Here is a 17,501-nt window from a genome sequence, read left to right on the forward strand (position 1 = left end):
CGGATGGATTCCCGCTCGTCCAAGCCCGTCCCGACGCTCACCGAAGCCGAGGCGCTGGAGGAGCTGACGTGGCTCGCCGACGAGCTCGCGGCGCATGACATCCGCTACTACCAGCAGGACGAGCCCTCGATCTCGGACGCGGAATACGATCGTCTCAAGCGCCGGAATACCGAGATCGAGGAGATGTTTCCGCATCTGGTGCGGGACAATTCTCCCAGCCTGCGCGTAGGGGCGGCGCGGTCCGAGCAATTCGCGCCGGTCGAGCACGGCGTGCCGATGCTGTCGCTCGACAATGCGTTCTCGGACGAGGACGCGATCGAGTTCGACGCCCGCGTTCGCCGATTCCTGAAGCTCGACGAGGCGGTCGCCTATACGGCCGAGCCGAAGATCGACGGTCTCTCGTGCTCGATCCGCTACGAGCGCGGCGTCCTGGTCCGGGCCGCCACGCGCGGCGACGGTCGGGTGGGGGAGGACGTGACCGCCAATGTCTCGACGATCCCGGAGATCCCAAAGCGCCTGAAGGGGGATGGCCATCCGGACGTGATCGAGATCCGGGGCGAGATCTATCTTGGACATGCGGAGTTCGCGGCCCTGAACGCGGCCGCAGAGGCCGCGGGGCAGAAGACCTACGCCAATCCGCGCAACGCCGCCGCCGGCTCGCTTCGCCAGATCGATCCGAAGGTCACGGCCCAGCGCCCGCTGCGCTTCTTCGCCTACGCCTGGGGCTACATCAGCGCGCCATTCGCCGAGACCCAGTGGGGCGCGCTGGAGCGCCTTCGCACCTGGGGCTTCCCGGTGACGCCGCAGTCCGAGCGGGTGGTCGGACCCGAGGGGCTGCTCGCTGTCTACGCCCGCATGGAGCAGGCCCGGCCGCACCTGGGCTTCGATATCGACGGGGTGGTCTACAAGGTCGATCGGCTGGACTGGCAGCAGCGCCTGGGCTTCGTCTCGCGCGCGCCGCGTTGGGGGATCGCGCGCAAGTTCCCGGCCGAGCAGGCGCGCACGGTGCTGGAGGCCATCGACATCCAGGTGGGCAGGACGGGCGCCCTGACGCCGGTGGCGCGGCTGAGGCCGGTCACGGTGGGCGGCGTCGTGGTCACCAACGCGACCCTGCACAACGCCGACGAGATCGCTCGCCTGGACGTGCGGATCGGCGACACCGTCGTCCTGCAACGGGCCGGCGATGTGATCCCGCAGATCCTGCGGGTGGTCCCTGAGGAACGGCCGCAGCCCGAACCCGCGCCCTACGCGTTTCCCCACCGCTGCCCTTGCCCGCTGGAGACCGAGGTAGTCCGTGAAACCACGGCCTCGGGCGCGGAGACCGTGGTGCGGCGCTGCTCGGGGGAGTTCGCCTGCCCGTTCCAGAAGCTGGCGCATCTTCGACATTTCGTCTCCCGCCGGGCGTTCGACATCGAGGGCCTGGGCGAAAAGCAGCTCACCGCCTTTTCCGAGCGCGGGTGGCTAAGGTCGCCGGCTGACATATTCCGCCTGCACGAGAAGCGCGACGATCTGCTGGCCATGGAGCGGATGGGCGAGACCAGCGTCGGCAATCTGCTCGCCGGCATCGAGGCGCGGAGGGCGATCGCGCTGGATCGATTCATCTATGGGCTCGGGATCCGTCACATCGGCGAGACCACCGCCACCGTGATGGCCCGCGGCTACGGCTCGGCGGACGCCTTCCTCGCGGCCATGGACAAGGTCGCGACCCGCGATCCCGAGGCGGTCGAGGAACTCGACGCCATGGACCAGATCGGGGACGCGGTGATCGAGGCGGCGGCCGCCTTCTTCGCCGAGGACCACAATCGGGCGATGGTCCAGGATCTGAAGGACCAGCTTACGATCCAGGACGCCGCGAAGCCCAAGACCGACACCGCCGTGGCGGGCAAGACGGTGGTCTTCACCGGCAGCCTGGAGCGCATGACCCGCGACGAGGCCAAGGCGCAGGCCGAACGGCTGGGGGCTAAGGTCTCGGGCTCGGTGTCGAAGAAGACCGACCTGGTGGTCGCCGGCCCGGGCGCGGGCTCGAAGCTGAAGACCGCGGCCGAACTCGGCATCCAGGTGCTGACCGAGGATGAGTGGCTGGCGCTGGTCGGCGGCGCATGAGCGGGCCGCAGGCGGGCGCGTCGATCGAGGCCCGGCTGCAGATCGGCTACGACCGGCTGCGCTGCCACCTGCTGAACCTCGCCGAACTGATCTTCCTCGACGTGCTGGCCGAAGCGCCCGCGAACGCGATCGCCTTGCGTCTCCTGGGGATCACGCGCTGGAAACTGGGCCGTAGCGTGGAGGCGCTGGAGCATCTGCGGGCGGCGGCGCGGCAGGCGCCAGGGCTGGAGGTGGTCTGGAACGACCTGGCGGTCGCGCTGCGCGAAGCCGGGCTGGCGGGCGAGGCCGCCGAAGCCCATGCCTCGGCCGTGCGTCTGCGGGACGTGCGCGCCTTGCCGGTGGCCCCGCTGGCGGACCTGACCTTTTCCACCGAGCGGGCCCTGCACCCCTTCAAGCTGGTGGACTACGACTACACGGCGCGGAGCCGATGGGGCGCCGGCCGGCCGGCGCACCCGGGGCTGGCGGCCAAGCTCGACGAGGGGCGCGGTCGCTATGCGGCGTTCATCGGCGAGATGGCCCAGATCCAGGGCGATTTCGCCGAAATCCCCGTGGGCGGGGCCTACGAAAGCCTCGAGCCGTTCTGGTTCAACGTCTGGTTTCCCGCCCTGGACGGGATGGCGCTTACCCAGATGCTTCGCCGGCACGACCCGGCGCGGTTCGTGGAGGTCGGGTCGGGTGTCTCGACGAAGTTCGCCCGCCGCGCGGTCGCGAAGTACGGCCTCAGGACGCGCCTGGCGTCCATCGACCCGGAGCCGCGGAACGCCGTGGACACCCTCTGCGACGAGGTGATCCGCCGGCCGCTGGAACAGTGCGATCCCGCGATGTTCGACGCACTGCAGCCGGGCGACGTCTTCTTCCTGGACAGCTCGCATCGGGCGTTCCAGGGCTCGGACGTCACGGTCTTCTTCCTGGAGATCCTGCCGCGCCTGAGGCCGGGCGTGATCGTGCATGTCCACGACATCTACCTGCCGGACGACTACATCAGCGGCCATCTTCGCCAGCTCTGGAACGAGCAGTACCTGCTCGCCACGGCCCTGCTGTTCAGCGATGCGTTCGAGGTCCTGTTCCCATGCTGGTACGTGGGCCAGGACGCTGAACTGGGCGCCCAGGCGCGCCAGGCGCTCTGCCGTGGCGCCCTGGACGGTGTCGACCTATACGGCGCGTCGTTCTGGATGACGAAGCGCGGCTAGCGCTTTTTCGGCGGCGCCTTCAGCTCGGCGCAGCCATCCGGCTCCTGGGTCCACATCAGGTGGGCGATGCGCCAGGCGCCCTCGATCTTGACCATGTCGAAGACGTCGATGCCGCAGTGTGTCGTCTTGCCGTTCAGGCGGAACTCATAGGGCGCCCAGACCACGGCCATCGGGCCCCGGCGCATGACCAGGGGATCCCATACTCGCTCATCCAGACCCGGCTGGCCACCGACGCTGTCGGCCCATTCCCTGCCGACGTAGCGCCGCAACTGTACGCCTTCAGGCCGAACCCTCTGAGCAGTCAGGGCGGCATCGTCCACCAGGATCGCCTTCAAGGTCGCCGTGTCCTGGGCGCGCATCGCGCCGAAGAAGCGCTCGATTTGCGCCACGATGGCGGCATCCTCCGCGTCCGCCGCCACCGCGGGCATTGCGCAGCCCAACGCCAGCGCCGCGCCCAGAATGAATCGCCGCATCGCGTGCCTCCTGCTGGGGCCAGGAGACACGGTCTGCGCGCCACGGTCTATCCGATCGGATAGGCGCGGACGACGCGCAGCTTCCAGGCGCCGGCCTCCCGCGCGGCCAGCGAGACGTTGTTGAAGCGGCGAACGACCTTCCAGGTCCCGTCGGCCTGGCGCGCCTCCACTCGGACCAGGACGTCCGTGAAGGCGGTGTCGGGGGAGATGAGTTGCAGGCTGCGGATCTCGCTCACATGGCGCAGGTCGCCGACGCGGCCCGCGAACGCCCGCTGGAAGTAGGCCTGCACGCTCTCGCGCCCTTGCTGCTCGCCGCCGGCGCCGCCGACCCACAGGCTCGCGTCGGTCGCGTAGTAGGTAGCCATGCGGGCCGCATCCTTGGCGTCCCAGGCCGCGTCCGCCGCAGCGCCGAGCTGGCGTAAGGCGACGTCGTCCGCGGGGGAGGGCGGCGCGGCGAGCGCGGCCGTGGCGGTCGCCATCCAGGTCAGGGCGGCAAGCAGGGGAAGTCGCATCATCTGTCTCCATGACGTCGGCGCGGTCGCCGGCGGCGGGCTGATGACGCGAGCGAGGGGCTCCACGCAAAGGCGCTTTCGCGACGTCCCGAGTCGCTTCGCGAACGGCGTTCGCGGAAATCAGGCGATCAGGCCGGCCTCACGGACGGCCAGGGCATAGGTCCGGCTGACCGGGACGCGAAGGTCGGCGCGAAGAACGAGAACATGGCGATCCCCGTCACGCTCGACCCGCTCGACCGCGTCCTTCGCCACCCACCATGACCGATGGGTCTGGACGCCGGCGTCGCCGAGTTCGCGTACGGCGTCCGAGAAGCGGTGATGGATCAGGGCGTCGCCACTCGCCGTGTGGACGCGCAGGTAGTGGTCTTCGGCGCTGAGCGCGATGATCGGGCCGGTAAGCGCCGGCGGCAGGCTGCGGGCGAAGCTGACGATCTCCACGGGCGCTGGGGTCGGCCTGCGGCGGCGATGCTGCAGCAGGATCAACGGAACGAAGAAGCCGAGCGCGATCACGGCCACACTGCCGTAGGTTTCCATCAGCGATCGCGGCGTCAGCACCCCGCCGACGCGGAGCAGCCCCTCCACATAGGCGACCTCGAAGGTCGTCGGGACGGCGGCGGCCAGCGCCGCGAGGCTCGACTGGAGCCACAGCGGGATGCGCAGGAAGGCCGGACTACGCCGCAGCGCCGCGAATACGGCGGCGGCCTGGAGCCACATCAGGACCGTCAGGCCGATCCAGTAGCCGTAGCGCTCCATTGGCGTCAGGTCGCCGTAGGTGCCGAACGGACCGAGCAGGCCGAGCGCTGCGCCGGCGACCAGGGCCGCGGCCGCGCCGGTCAGCCAGGCGCGTCCGCCCTCGTTCAAGCCGGCGCCCGCGCCGTGACGATCCAGGTCGCCGAGTCCAGCTTAACGCCGTCGGGACCTTCGTGGGCGGCGAGCGCATCACGGACGGCCGAGACCACCGCATCGCGCTGGTCCGGGTTCTCACGCAGGAGCGCGCCGAGGGGGCCGACCTTGAGCGCGACGTTCAGAGCGTCCTGCAGTCCGCCCCCACCGATCTTCTCGTTGTGGGGCGCGATCGCGATGTCGTCGAACCCGGCTGCGGCGAGGATTCCGCGAACCCGCTCGGCGTCTGCGAACGCGAAGGGGCCGGGCGCGCCCGGTTCCGGCGGAGCCGGGGGCGTGCCGACCAGGGGCAGGGCGGCCTGCATCGGCAGGACCATGATCGGGTTCTCGCTCGGCGCCTGCCAGCACACGAAGGCCAGTCGCCCACCCGGCTTCAGCGCACGGCGAAGGTTTGTGAACGCCGCAACCGGGTCGGCGAAGAACATCACCCCGAAACGCGAGAACACTGCGTCGAAAGCGCCCGGCTCGAAGGAGAAGGTCTGGGCGTCGGCCTGTTCGAAGCGCAGGTTGGCGCGCCCCTCCGCCCGCCGCCGCGCGGCGTCCAGCAGCGGCTGCGAGACGTCGACGCCGAGAACTGACCCCCGCGGGCCGACGGCGTCGGCAAGCGCCAGCGACGTCGCGCCGGCGCCGCAGCCCACGTCGAGGACCCGGGCGCCGTCCAGGGCCAACTCGCTCATCACGCGCCGGCCCAGCGGTTCGAGCTGGCGGTCGAGTGGCGTCTGGAACTCGACCCACGTGGGTCCGGCTTGCTCATTCCAATAGGTCGCCTGGGCGGCGTTGGGAGCCTCGCTCATCAGATCGGCCTCGTCACATCGTTCAGCCAGGCGCGCACCTCGGGCTCCACCTGCGGCCCGATCACCTCGCGCACGCGGGCGTGGTAGGCGTCGAGCTGCGCCCGCTCGTCGGCGGTCAGCATCTCGGCGACGATCAGGCGTCGGTCGATCGGCGCGAGGGTCAGGGTCTCGAAGCCGTGCATGGGCCGCTCGCCGCCCGGGATCGGCGTCGCCTCGGTGACCACCTGCAGGTTCTCGATGCGGATGCCGTAGCCGCCTTCCTTGTAGTAGCCGGGCTCGTTCGACAGGATCATGCCCGGCTTCAGCGCCACGCTGTTCGGCGCCTTCGAGATCCGTTGCGGACCCTCGTGGACGCCAAGGTAGCTGCCGACGCCGTGACCGGTGCCGTGGTCGTAGTCCAGCCCGCGCATCCACAGCGCCGCGCGCGCCAGGACGTCGATCGCCGAACCGGTCGTGCCGGCCGGGAAGCGGATCGCGGCCAGGGCGAGGTTGCCCTTGAGCACCAGGGTGAAGCGCTCGCGCATCTCCTGGCTCGGCTCGCCAATGGCGACCGTGCGCGTGATGTCGGTGGTGCCGTCCAGGTACTGGGCCCCGGAGTCGACCAGCAGGAGCGAGCCTTGTTCCGCCCGCTTGTTGAGGCGTTCGGTCGGCCGATAGTGGACGATGGCGCCGTTCGACGCCGCGCCGGCGATGGTGTCGAACGACAGGTCCTTCAGCGCGCCGGTGGCTTCGCGGAACGCTTCCAGCCTGGATACGGCGGTGATTTCGTCCGGCGGGTTCGTCTGCCCTTCGGTCGCCAGCCAGTGCAGGAACCGGGTCACCGCGGCGCCATCGCGGGCGTGGGCCTTGCGGCTGCCCTCGATCTCCACGGCGTTCTTGCAGGCGCGGGGCAGGGCGCAGGGGTCGTCGCCGCGGATCACCTTGGCGCCCTCGGCCTGCAGCGTATCGAAGTACCAGGCCGACGACTGGGCCGGGTCGACCAGCACCGCCTTGCCCTTCAGCTCGGCCAGGGCCTGAGGCAGGTCGTCGGGCGTCTCCAGCCGCACCTGGTTGCCTAGCCAGGCGGGCAACTCGGGCGTCACCTTCACCGGGTCGATGAACAGCCGAGCCGTCCCGTCCCTGGCCAGGATCGCCTGCGCCAGCGGCAGGGGCGAGCGGATGACGTCGCCGCCGCGGATGTTGAATAGCCAGGCGATGGACGACGGCGCCGTCAGCACGGCGGCGTCCGCGCCCTTCTCCCCCACGGCCGCGCCCACCCGCGCGCGCTTCGCGGCCGAATCTTCACCCGAGTATTCGGCGGGATGGGGAACGACCGGCGCCGTCGGTTGCGGCGGCCGCGCCTTGCCCCAGGCGCGGTCCAGCGGGTTGTCGTTCACCGGCAGGAGTTCGGCGCCCGCCTTCGCGGCGGCTTCCTTCAGGCGGGCCAGGGCGTCGGGGCTGTGCAGCCGCGGGTCGTAGCCGATCCTTTGTCCACGCCCTGCGGCCGCTTCGAGATAGGCTGGCACGCCGCCCTCCACGAGGTCGCGGATCTCGAACATCTGGCTGTCCACCTGGTCGCGGACCTGCAGGGTGTAGCGGCCGTCCACGAAGACGGCGGCCTTGTCCTTCAGGATCACGGCGGCGCCGGCCGAGCCGGTGAAGCCGGTGGCCCAGGCGAGGCGGTCGTTGGCGGCGGGCAGGTATTCGTTCTGGTGCTCGTCCTCGTGCGGCACGAGGAAGCCGTCCAGGCCCTGCTCGGCCATGGCCTGGCGGATCAGCGGCACGTGTCGCGGCCCGAAGGCGCGCTCGGTGGTCTCATCGAAGGTCTGACGCATGGGCGGCATGTAAGCCCTTCCGGCGAGCGGGGCAAAGGGGCCGGGGATACGCAATTATACCCGGGCAAAATTGACCAGGCCCGTCGCTGACGCTATGTAGCGGCATGGACAAGCAGGCCCGCCGAAACGTCGCGCGCGACTACAAGGAAAAAGCCCCTAACGCGGGCGTCTATGCGCTGGAGTGCTCGACCACGGGCCAGGTCTGGGTCGGCGGCGCGCGCAACCTCTCGGGGCAGCAGAACCGGCACCTGTTCGGCCTGCGGAACGGCGGGCACATGAACCGCGAGATGCAGGCGGCCTGGATCGCGCACGGCGAGGCGGGGTTCAGCTTCCGGGTGCTGGAGACCCTGGACACCGAGGAGATGACGCCCCTGGGCATCGCCGACCTGGTGAAGACCCGCGAGCGCCACTGGCTGGACGCGCTGGGCGCGCGGAAGGTCGCCGGCTAGGCCCGCTTCAGCACCAGGGTCGCCCAGGCGTCGCGGTGCAGGCGGCGGACGAGACGGAAGCCCTTCGACATGTAGGCCGCCAGCACGCGGCGCTCCTGCGTCCGGAGCAAGCCCGAAAGGATCGCGATCCCGCCCGGCTTCAGGGCGAGCTTGATGTCCTGCGATAGCGCGACCAGAGGCGGCGCCAGGATGTTGGCGAAGACCAGGTCGTAGGGCCCCTCGGCGCGCACCTTCTGGTCGTTCAGGCCGCTGGCGTGGACGAAGCGGGCGTCGCACTGGTTCAGCGCCGCGTTCTCGTTGGCGATGCGGACGGAGGGGGCGTCGATGTCGGTGCCGACGGCGATGCGCGAGCCCGTCCGGGCGGCGGCGATGGCCAGCACGCCCGTGCCGCAGCCGACGTCCAGCACACGCTCGAACCGCTGGGCCTTGAGCAGGTCGTGGAACGCCTGCAGGCAGCCGACGGTGGTGCCGTGGTGGCCGGTGCCGAAGGCCGCGCCGGCCTCGATCCGCAGGTTCACCGTGCTGGCGGGTGCGAGCCCCTTGTCGTGCGCCCCGTACACGAAGAAGCGGCCCGCGCGCACCGGCGGCAGGCCCGACAGCGCCATGGCCAGCCAGTCGGCGTCGGCCAGTTTTTCCACGACGGTCCGGAGCTCGGGATAGCCCTTCAGGATCTCGACGGCTGCGGCCCGTTCGTCGGGGTCGTTCGGAAAGGCGTCGATGCGCCAGACGTCGCGCTCCTCGTCCTCCTCCAGGATCGAGAAGGTGACGGCCTCGGTCGCGAGGTTGTTCTCGATCGCCTCGGCGGCGGCCTCGGCGACGGTGCGGGGACCGCGGGCGATGATCTGGACGGCTTCGTCGCTCATGGGGCGCAGCCTCTAGCGGGGCGGCGCGCGAAAGGCGAGGGCGATCAGCCGAGGTCGCTGTCTTCCGGTGCGTCGGGCGGCGGCGGCAGATCGGACTCGTAGACCACGCCGCCGGCGTCGGAGGGGTAGCGGGGCGGCGCGTGCGGCTCGTCGCGCCAGGCCGCATGGGTCACTCGGGCGGGAAGCTGCGCCGGCGAAGTGTAGACGGCGACATTCGACTCTGGCGCGGGCGAGGGTTCGTCCGCGGCCGCCATGATCCGTGGTTCCGCCGCCCGGATGTAGTCGGTTCCGATCACGTAGTCCGGTGTCCGGCCCGCGTAGCGGCCCAGGCCCGGATCTGCGATGGCCTGCGTCGGTCTCGGACCGCCGCCGGCCACGAGCTGCTGCGGGCCGAGGATCTCAGGATCGTGCAGGTTCGGCCGCAGGCCGGCGCCCATCAGCAGGCCAGCCACCGCGGCGATGGCGGCGCCAGGCAGGACGATCCTCGCGTCGTGCGACTTGAAGGGACTTTCCATCGCCGCCAAAGCGCGCGGCGCGGAAGTTGGTTTCAGCCGGCGGGGTCAGGCCTTCTCGACGAAGCTGTCGATCACCTTCTTCTCGCCCGCCTTGTCGAAGCTGACGGTGAGCTTGTTGCCTTCGACGCCCTTCACCGACCCGTAGCCGAACTTCAGGTGGAAGACCCGGTCGCCGCGCTTGTAGGCGCTGGCGGCGGAGGATTCCGACACGGCCACCAGCCGGCCGTCGCCCTCGATCACCGCCTGCCGCCCCGGATGGGTGCCGCGGTACTGGTTGGCCTGGGCCCGCCGCCAGCCGGGCGAGGAGTAGCCGCCGCCGAAGTCCGGATCGTTGTCCCACCGGCTGCCGTGCTGCTGCATCCCCGGCCCGCCGCCGTAGTAGCCCGTCTCGGAGCTGGCCTCGACGTTGGCCGGCGGCAGTTCGTCGACGAAGCGGCTGGGGAGCTGGCTGGTCCAGCGACCATAGACCTGGCGGTTGGCGGCGAAGCTGATCCGAGCCTCCTGCCGGGCGCGGGTGATGCCCACGTAGGCGAGGCGGCGTTCCTCCTCCAGGCCCTTCTCGCCCTTCTCGTCCATGCTGCGCTGGGACGGGAAGACGCCTTCCTCCCAGCCGGGCAGGAAGACCAGCGGGAACTCCAGGCCCTTGGCCTGGTGCAGGGTCATGATCTGCACCGAGTCTGCCTGCGGCCCGCGCTCCAGGTCCATGACCAGCGAGACGTGCTCCAGATAGGCCTGCAGGTCGTCGTAGCCGCCCATCGACTGGACGAGTTCCTTCAGGTTCTCCAGCCGGCCCTGCGCCTGGGGCGATTTGTCGAGCTTGAGGGCGTCGGTGTAGCCGCTCTCCTCCAGCACAGTCTCCATCAAGCGGGCGTGGTGGATGTGCTCGGCCTGGCCGCGCCAGCGATCGAGGTCGCGCAGGAAGTTGGCCAGCGCCGTGCGGGTGCGGGCCGGCAGCTCGTCGGTCAGCACGATCTGCCGCGCCGCATGGCTGGCGGGCACGCCGTTCAGCCGGGCGATCTGCAGCAGCTTCTGCACCGTGGTGTCGCCGATGCCGCGCTTGGGCGTGTTGACGATGCGCTCGAAGGCCAGGTCGTCGTCCTCGGACTGGATCAGGCGCAGGTAGGCGATCGCGTCGCGGATCTCGGCCCGTTCGAAGAAGCGCGGGCCGCCGATGACCACGTACGGGATCTGGAGCAGGACGAACCGCTCCTCGAACGCCCGCATCTGGAACGAGGCCCGCACCAGGATGGCGATGTCGCGATAGGCGCGGCCCGCTCGCTTGGCGCGCTCCACCTCGTCGGCGATCAGCCGGCTCTCGGCCTCGCCGTCCCAGACGCCGCGGACGATGACCTTCTCGCCCCCCTCGGCCTCGGTCCACAGGGTCTTGCCCAGGCGGCTCTTGTTGGTGGCGATCAGGCCCGCCGCGGCCGCCAGGATGTGGCTGGTGGAACGGTAGTTGCGTTCCAGCCGCACCACCTTGGCGCCCGGGAAATCACGCTCGAAGCGCAGGATGTTGTCCACCTCCGCGCCGCGCCAGCCATAGATCGACTGGTCGTCGTCGCCCACGCAGCAGAGGTTCTGGCTCTTCTGCGCCAGCAGGCGCAGCCACAGGTACTGGGCGACGTTGGTGTCCTGGTACTCGTCCACCAGCAGGTAGCGGAACCGGTTGTGGTACTCGGCCAGGACGTCGGGCTGGCTGGTGAAGATCGTGATGTTGTGCAGCAACAGGTCGCCGAAGTCGCAGGCGTTCAGGATGCGCAGCCGCTCCTGATAGAGGCGGTACAGCGCCTGGCCCTTGCCGTTGGCGAAGGCGCCGTTCTCGGCCGGCAGCAGCTGGTCGGGACGCCAGCCGCGGTTCTTCCAGTGGTCGATCAGCCCGGCCAGCATCTTCGCCGGCCAGCGCTTGGAATCGATGTTCTCGGCCTCGAGGATCTGTTTGAGCAGGCGCTCCTGATCGTCGGTGTCGAGGATCGTGTAGTTCGACTTCAGCCCCACCAGTTCGGCGTGGCGGCGCAGGATCTGGGCGGCGATGGAGTGGAAGGTCCCCAGCCAGCGCAGGCCCTCAGCGGACGGGCCGATGATGTGGGTGATCCGCTCGCGCATCTCGCGCGCGGCCTTGTTGGTGAAGGTGACCGCCAGCAGCTCCCACGGCCGCGCCCGGCCGCTGGCCAGGATGTGCGCCAGCCGCGTGGTCAGCACCCGCGTCTTGCCCGTGCCCGCGCCCGCCAGCACCAGCACCGGGCCTTCGATCGCCTCGACCGCCGCGCGCTGCTCGGGATTCAGCCCCTCGAGGTAGTCGGCCGGCCGCGCGTCGGCGCGGGCCAGGTCCGAAATGCGCGGGGCGGGCAGGGAGCTGTCGGATTCGAAGGACATCGGGGTTCTTTTAGCATGTGACGCCGCCCGAGGTAGTCCGATGTTCGCGCTGCGTTCCGCGTGCGGCGATTCAGCCCTGAGCGTGCTTCAGCGCCGCCACGCGGCAGGCCGAGGCGAGGGGGCGTTCGCCGCGGGCGCGGTCGATGCTCACGATGAGCTGCGCCAGGCTGGTCCCGCGCTCGGCCGCCATCCCATCGAGCACGGCCCAGAACTCCGGCTCCAGCGCGATCGAGGTCGCGTGGCCCGACAGGAGGACGGAGCGCTTCTTCAGGAGAGCCATCTGCGCGCGTGTTTACGGTGCGGTGAGGCTGGCGCGCTAGACCCTTGTCAAAAGGTGACGCATGCGTCATTTAATCTATACGCTGTTTACATAGGGTTCCTCCGCCGATGGCCATGACTGCCGACGCCGCCGATTTCCGTCCCCGGCCGGTCTCCACCAAGCTGGACTGGGCGCACGCGCTGAAGTCGCTGAAACGCCTCCTGGCCGACAAGGAGGACACCCGGCAGGTCTTCGAGATCATGCGCGCGCTGAACGGCGCCTCGACGGCGAAGGGCTACCAGCGCCTGCTCGCCACCGAGGAGGGCGGCCGGATGGCCTATGAGCGTCAGGAGTTCGCGCAGAGGCTGATGGACGACGCCTGGCTGGACAGCTTCGCGCCGGGCACCGTGGGCGCCGCCTATCGCGACTTCATCCGCGCCGAGAACCTGTCGGCCGAGGGGCTGGCGATGGTCAGCCGCGACGGCATGGAGGACGTCGACCAGAAGCACCCCTACGCCTGGTTCGGCCGCCGGACCCGCGACGTGCACGACATCTGGCACATTCTGTCAGGCTATCACCGCGACGGCCTGGGCGAAGCCTGCCTCGTGGCCTCCTCCTACGCCCAGACCCGGGGCCTCGGCTGGGCCTTGATCGCCCTGGGCGCCGCCAGCCGAGCCCGCAAGGACAGGAGCCAGCCCTACGTGAAGGCGATCTGGCAGGGCTACCAGCGTGGCAAGGCGGCCAAGTGGCTGCTGGGCGAGGACTACGAACGCCTGATGGCCGAGCCGCTTGATGCCGCGCGCAAGCGCCTCGGGATCACGCCGCCGACCATCTACGACGCCATCCCGGCGAACGTGCGCGACGAGGCGGTGCCCAAGGCTGCCTAGTCTTCGCGCTTCTTGCCGTCGAGATCGCGGCGGGCGCGCTCGGCCTCGAGCTTGGAGGTGGCGGTCTCGGCCTTCGGGCGGCCGAACCGGACCCGGTTCTGAGCCGCCCTGGTCTTGTCTTCCGCGCGGGCCTTGGCCTTGCGGGCCTTGTTGAGGTTGACGACCTCGGCCATGCGCCGGACGCCTATTTCACCGCCGCGCAGAAGCGCTGGATGCGCGTGCAGGCGTCTTCCAGCACCGCGTTCGAGGTGGCGTAGCTGATGCGGAAGAATGGCGAGAGGCCGAAGGCGGCGCCGAACACCACCGCCACGCCCTCGGCTTCCAGCAGTTCAGTGGCGAAGTCGGCGTCCGAGCCGATCACCTTGCCCGACCGCGCGGTCTTGCCGATCAGCTCCTCGCACGACGGATAGACGTAGAAGGCGCCCTCGGGCGTCGGGCACTTGATGCCCTTGGCCTGGTTCAGCATCGAGACCACCAGGTCGCGGCGCTGCTCGAACAGCTTGGCGTTCGGCTTGATGAACGCCTGGGTGCCGTTCAGCGCCTCGACCGCCGCCCACTGCGAGATGGACGAGGGGTTCGAGGTCGTCTGGCTCATCACCTTGGCCATGGCCTTGATCAGCGGCTCGGGGCCGGCGGCGTAACCGATCCGCCAGCCCGTCATGGCGTAGGCCTTGCTCACGCCGTTCATGGTCAGGGTGCGGTCGTAGAGCGCCGGCTCCACCTGGGCGATGGTCGAGAACTCGAAGTCCCCGAACACCAGGTGCTCGTACATGTCGTCCGTCAGGATCCACACGTGCGGGTGACGCAGCAGCACCTCGGCCAGCGCCTTCAGCTCGGCGCGCGTGTAGGCGGCGCCCGACGGGTTGGACGGCGAGTTCAGGAACAGCCACTTGGTCTTGGGCGTGATCGCCTTCTCCAGGTCGGCGGCCTGCAGCTTGAAGCCCGTCGCCGCGCTGGTCGGCGCGGCCACCGGCGTGCCGCCGGCGAGCAGCACGATGTCCCAGTAGCTGACCCAGTACGGGGTCGGGATCACCACCTCGTCGCCCGGGTTCAGAGTGGCGATCATGGCGTTCCAGATCACCGGCTTGCCGCCCGGCGAGACGTTCACCTGGGTGGTCTTGTAGGTGAGGCCGTTCTCGCGCTGGAACTTGGCGACGATGGCTTCCTTCAGCTCGGGGATGCCGTCGACGTTGGTGTACTTCGTCTTGCCGTCGCGGATCGCCTTGATGGCGGCTTCCTTGATGTTGTCCGGCGTGTCGAAGTCCGGCTCGCCGGCGGCCAGCCCGATCACGTCCTTGCCCTGGGCTTTCAGCTCGCGGGCTTTCGCGTCGGCCGCGAGGGTCGCGGACGGCTTCACGCGGGCGAGCGCGGCGGATTCCAGGGACATGGCGGAACTAGGCTCCCGGCAGAGTTTGAAGACCGGCGGCGGGTGTACCCCATGCTGCGCCGCATTCAAACCCGCCGGGAGCCGCTCTCCAGTAGCTTGGTGACGTAAGGGCCGGCCGCGGGGGCTAGGCGAAGTTGCTCAGGCTGATGTCGGCCAGGGTGCGGCCCACCAGGACGATGGCGATGTCGGCGCCGTCGGCCGGGTCGCCGGTGTCGGCGAAGACGTAGACGTCCGAACCGACCTGGGCCGCCACGTACACCGCGCCGGTCGCTGAGATGTGCTCGTCGGCGATCGAGAGCGCCTCGGCGTAGCTGCCGGCGACGAACTCGGAATAGCTGCGCGGCAGGATCGAACTGGCCGTCGACAGGATGCTCACGCCCGGGAAGGAGAGGGTGTCGCCGCTCTCCCAGTCGCGGATCTCGGCTTCGAGGCCGACGCTGGGCGCCGCCTTGGCCACGAACTCGAACCGGTCGCGGCCCTCGCCGCCGAAGACCACGTCGCGGCCCGCGCCGCCCGAGACGATGAGGTCCGAGCCGTCCCCGCCCGACAGGGTCGAGGCGTCCGGGCCCTGGCTGATCATGGTGTCGTCGCCCGCGCCGCCGTTCAGCACGTCGGCCCCGAAGCCGGCCTGAAGCTGGTCGGCCCCCGCGCCGCCGTTGATCGTGTCGTTCCCCAGGCCGCCGATCAGGTCGTCGTCGCCGAGGTCGCCCGACAGCCAGTCCGAGCCCTCGCCGCCGCCGATGAAGTCGTTGCCCTGGCCGCCGAGGAGGGTGTCGTTCCCCGCGCCGCCAGCGATCTGGTCGTCGCCGAGGTTGCCGTGGACCCAGTCTCCGGCCTCTCCCGCCGTGCCGCCGGTGTCGCGGCTGGCGTAGATGACGTCGTCGCCCTGGCCACCGTAGAGGCTGTCGGCGCCAAGCCCGCCCACCAGCACATCGTCGCCGCTGTTGCCCTGGATGAGGTCGCGCCCTTCGCCGCCGTTCATGGTGTCGTCGCCTGGGCCTGCGTACATCCCGTCGTCGCCGGCGCCGAAGGTGATCCGCTCGCCGCTGGTGTCGCCAATGTAGAGCTTCGAGCCGTCGGCCATCACCAGCGAGCCGGTGGAGGAGAGCTGTGTCAGGTTGGTGGAGAAGGCGACCGTCCGGCCCTCGTAGGTCACGAAGATCCGCGGCAGCTCGGGCGAAAGGGCCAGCGGGTCGTATGACTGATAGGTCACGCTGACTGTCCGGCCGGAGCCGCCATTGAAGGTCAGGGTGTCGCCCGCCTGGATGGCCAGGGCCTGCTCGGCGGTGATCGTATCGAACGCGTAGGCGGGCACGCCGCGTCTCCGGAATGTTTCAGCTTCGCCATCTCATCCGTCATGTTGCGTAAAAACGCAACTTACAAAAACGACAGCTTGGCGGTCGGCGCCCGCGCCTTGACCCGGCCGCATTGGCGGGCGACCCCTGCGCCGACGATGCGCCGGCTGTTCGACTTCCTCTCCAACATGGACGCCCAGGCGTGGCGGACGCTGGGCGTCTCGTTCGTGTTGTTCGGCGGGGTCGGTCTGGTCTTCTTCTTCGGGGCCCAGCTTCTCGGCTTCGACGGCGAGCGGACTCTGGAAAGCTGGCTGGGTGCGGCCCGAGGGCCGTGGTCACTGCCGGTGGCGGTGGCGGCCTTCGCGGCCCTGGCGTTCGTGGGCACGCCGCAGATCGTGCTAATTGCGGCGGCGGTGGTGGCCTTCGGGCCGATGTGGGGCGCGACCTACAGCTGGATCGGGACCATGGTTTCGGCCCTGGTCGGCTTCTGGCTCGGACGCACCGCCGGAGCTAGCGCCCTGGAGCGGTTCTCGGGCGAGGGCGTGCGGCGTTTCATGCAGCACGTGGGCGAGAACGGGTTCCTGGCCAGCCTGATCGTGCGGTTGGTGCCGTCCGCGCCGTTCATCGTGGTCAACATGGCGGCGGGCGTCACGCCGATGCGGGCCCGGGACTTCGTGGCTGGCACCGCCATCGGCATCGTGCCGAAGATCGCGCTCACCGCTTTCGCGGGCGCGTCCATCGTGCAGATGATGCGGGGCGAGATCGGCCGGCACGGGCTCGCGATCGCCATAGTGGCCGCGATCTGGCTGGGCCTCGGCTGGTTTGCGCGCGGCTGGCTGCGGTCCCGCACCGAACGGGGAAGGAGCGAGGGATGATCAAGCTATTCTATTCGCCGGGCTCGTGCTCGCGCGCCTCGCACATCGCGCTGGAGGAGGCGGGGGCCACCTACGAAGCGGTCCGTGTCGACACCGCCAGGGGTGATCAGCGCAAGCCTGAGTACCTGGCCGTCAATCCGAAGGGCAGGGTGCCGGCCCTGGTCACCGACCGCGGCGTGCTGACCGAGACGCCAGCGATCCTGGCCTGGATCGCCCAGGTATTCCCCGAGACGGGTCTGGCGCCGACCGACCCCTGGGAGTTTGCCCAGGCCCAGTCGTTCAACAGCTACCTCGCATCGACAGTGCACGTGGCTCACGCGCATGGCCGGCGCGGGTCTCGCTGGGCCGACGACGACGCTTCGTTCGCCGACATGCGCCGTAAGGTGCCGGAGACGATGGCCGCCTGCGCCCGGCTCATCGAGGACGAGATGCTGAAGGGGCCGTGGGTGCTGGGAGACCGGTTCTCGGTCTGTGACGGCTACCTCTTCACGGTCGCTGGCTGGCTGGAGGGCGACGGCGTCGACATCAAGCGGTTCCCGAAACTCCATGCCCACTTCGAGCTGGTCCGAGGCCGCGACGCCGTGCGCAAGGTTCTTGCCGCCGAAGCGGCGCAACGCCACGCCTGACGCAAGATACTTGCGGCGCGGGAGCCATTTCGATACAGACGCCGCCATGCGCACGCGGCTCGACAGCCTGCTTCTTCTCTCGCTGGGGCTTAGCCGCCCCTGGGCGCCTCTCTAGGCACGCGCACGTTCGCGGCCGGGCGTTCAGGGGGCTTCTCGACCTCCGCCCGCAGACTGAAATCCCGC

Annotated in this window: 18 protein-coding genes; 6 read left to right on the forward strand and 12 right to left on the reverse strand. The window is 69.9% G+C overall.

The features are described 5' to 3' along the window. The first annotated feature begins 3 nt into the window (after positions 1–3). A complete protein-coding gene (gene ligA, locus DJ019_RS09465) occupies positions 4–2,103 on the forward strand; it encodes an NAD-dependent DNA ligase LigA (RefSeq protein ID WP_111275769.1) in 2,100 nt (699 codons plus the stop codon). Continuing rightward, on the forward strand, positions 2,100–3,293 hold the full coding sequence (locus tag DJ019_RS09470) for a class I SAM-dependent methyltransferase (RefSeq protein WP_111275770.1): 1,194 nt from the start codon (positions 2,100–2,102) through the stop codon (positions 3,291–3,293). The genes ligA and DJ019_RS09470 overlap by 4 nt, the downstream gene beginning before the upstream one ends. Here DJ019_RS09470 and DJ019_RS09475 read toward each other — a convergent pair. From DJ019_RS09475 to DJ019_RS09495, 5 genes are all read right to left on the reverse strand, one after another. After that, positions 3,290–3,766, reverse strand: coding sequence for a hypothetical protein (locus DJ019_RS09475; RefSeq protein WP_111275771.1), 477 nt, complete (start codon positions 3,764–3,766; stop codon positions 3,290–3,292). The genes DJ019_RS09470 and DJ019_RS09475 overlap by 4 nt on opposite strands. Before the next feature lie 47 nt (positions 3,767–3,813). Continuing rightward, positions 3,814–4,281 carry an SgcJ/EcaC family oxidoreductase gene (locus DJ019_RS09480; protein ID WP_111275772.1) on the reverse strand — a complete coding sequence of 156 codons (468 nt, stop codon included), beginning with the start codon at positions 4,279–4,281 and terminating at the stop codon, positions 3,814–3,816. Positions 4,282–4,398: 117 nt separating this feature from the next. Beyond that, complete coding sequence (locus tag DJ019_RS09485; RefSeq protein ID WP_111275773.1) at positions 4,399–5,139, reverse strand: LytTR family DNA-binding domain-containing protein; 741 nt, start codon at positions 5,137–5,139, stop codon at positions 4,399–4,401. Next, positions 5,136–5,975, reverse strand: coding sequence for a class I SAM-dependent methyltransferase (locus DJ019_RS09490; RefSeq protein ID WP_111275774.1), 840 nt, complete (start codon positions 5,973–5,975; stop codon positions 5,136–5,138). Before DJ019_RS09490 ends, DJ019_RS09485 begins: the two co-directional genes overlap by 4 nt. Then, positions 5,975–7,789 (reverse strand): aminopeptidase P family protein, encoded by a 1,815-nt coding sequence (locus DJ019_RS09495; RefSeq protein ID WP_111275927.1) that lies wholly within the window; start codon positions 7,787–7,789, stop codon positions 5,975–5,977. Before DJ019_RS09495 ends, DJ019_RS09490 begins: the two co-directional genes overlap by 1 nt. A 104-nt stretch (positions 7,790–7,893) precedes the next feature. On the opposite strand from DJ019_RS09495, the gene DJ019_RS09500 reads away from it, so the two are divergent. Beyond that, positions 7,894–8,238, forward strand: coding sequence for a GIY-YIG nuclease family protein (locus DJ019_RS09500; protein WP_111275775.1), 345 nt, complete (start codon positions 7,894–7,896; stop codon positions 8,236–8,238). Here the strand turns inward: DJ019_RS09500 and DJ019_RS09505 are convergent. The 4 genes from DJ019_RS09505 to DJ019_RS09520 all read right to left on the reverse strand — a co-directional run bounded on the left by DJ019_RS09505 (position 8,235) and on the right by DJ019_RS09520 (position 12,269). Further along, positions 8,235–9,101: a 50S ribosomal protein L11 methyltransferase gene (locus DJ019_RS09505; protein WP_111275776.1), complete on the reverse strand. Its 867-nt coding sequence runs from the start codon at positions 9,099–9,101 to the stop codon at positions 8,235–8,237. The two genes, DJ019_RS09500 and DJ019_RS09505, sit on opposite strands and share 4 nt — an antisense overlap. A gap of 44 nt (positions 9,102–9,145) precedes the next feature. After that, positions 9,146–9,616 carry a hypothetical protein gene (locus DJ019_RS09510; RefSeq protein ID WP_111275777.1) on the reverse strand — a complete coding sequence of 157 codons (471 nt, stop codon included), beginning with the start codon at positions 9,614–9,616 and terminating at the stop codon, positions 9,146–9,148. A 45-nt stretch (positions 9,617–9,661) separates the two neighbouring features. Further along, a complete protein-coding gene (locus tag DJ019_RS09515; RefSeq protein WP_111275778.1) occupies positions 9,662–11,989 on the reverse strand; it encodes a UvrD-helicase domain-containing protein in 2,328 nt (775 codons plus the stop codon). Positions 11,990–12,059: 70 nt separating this feature from the next. Continuing rightward, positions 12,060–12,269, reverse strand: coding sequence for a ribbon-helix-helix domain-containing protein (locus tag DJ019_RS09520; protein ID WP_111275779.1), 210 nt, complete (start codon positions 12,267–12,269; stop codon positions 12,060–12,062). 107 nt (positions 12,270–12,376) lie between these two features. On the opposite strand from DJ019_RS09520, the gene DJ019_RS09525 reads away from it, so the two are divergent. Next, positions 12,377–13,135: a Coq4 family protein gene (locus tag DJ019_RS09525; RefSeq protein WP_111275780.1), complete on the forward strand. Its 759-nt coding sequence runs from the start codon at positions 12,377–12,379 to the stop codon at positions 13,133–13,135. Here DJ019_RS09525 and DJ019_RS09530 read toward each other — a convergent pair. From DJ019_RS09530 to DJ019_RS09540, 3 genes are all read right to left on the reverse strand, one after another. Next, on the reverse strand, positions 13,132–13,308 hold the full coding sequence (locus DJ019_RS09530; RefSeq protein ID WP_111275781.1) for a DUF4169 family protein: 177 nt from the start codon (positions 13,306–13,308) through the stop codon (positions 13,132–13,134). The two genes, DJ019_RS09525 and DJ019_RS09530, sit on opposite strands and share 4 nt — an antisense overlap. A gap of 11 nt (positions 13,309–13,319) precedes the next feature. Beyond that, complete coding sequence (locus tag DJ019_RS09535) at positions 13,320–14,522, reverse strand: pyridoxal phosphate-dependent aminotransferase (protein ID WP_111275782.1); 1,203 nt, start codon at positions 14,520–14,522, stop codon at positions 13,320–13,322. Between the two features lie 124 nt (positions 14,523–14,646). Further along, positions 14,647–15,837: a calcium-binding protein gene (locus tag DJ019_RS09540; RefSeq protein WP_111275783.1), complete on the reverse strand. Its 1,191-nt coding sequence runs from the start codon at positions 15,835–15,837 to the stop codon at positions 14,647–14,649. A 138-nt stretch (positions 15,838–15,975) separates the two neighbouring features. Here DJ019_RS09540 and DJ019_RS09545 point away from each other — a divergent pair, with 138 nt between their 5' ends. Both DJ019_RS09545 and DJ019_RS09550 read left to right on the forward strand, forming a co-directional pair. Then, on the forward strand, positions 15,976–16,692 hold the full coding sequence (locus tag DJ019_RS09545; protein WP_111275784.1) for a TVP38/TMEM64 family protein: 717 nt from the start codon (positions 15,976–15,978) through the stop codon (positions 16,690–16,692). Beyond that, positions 16,689–17,318, forward strand: a complete 630-nt coding sequence (locus tag DJ019_RS09550) for a glutathione S-transferase family protein (protein ID WP_111275785.1) — start codon at positions 16,689–16,691, stop codon at positions 17,316–17,318. The genes DJ019_RS09545 and DJ019_RS09550 overlap by 4 nt, the downstream gene beginning before the upstream one ends. The last annotated feature ends 183 nt before the right edge of the window (positions 17,319–17,501 follow it).

Origin of the sequence: Phenylobacterium kunshanense (assembly GCF_003254525.1) — a bacterium.
Classification (GTDB): Bacteria; Pseudomonadota; Alphaproteobacteria; order Caulobacterales; family Caulobacteraceae; genus Phenylobacterium; species Phenylobacterium kunshanense.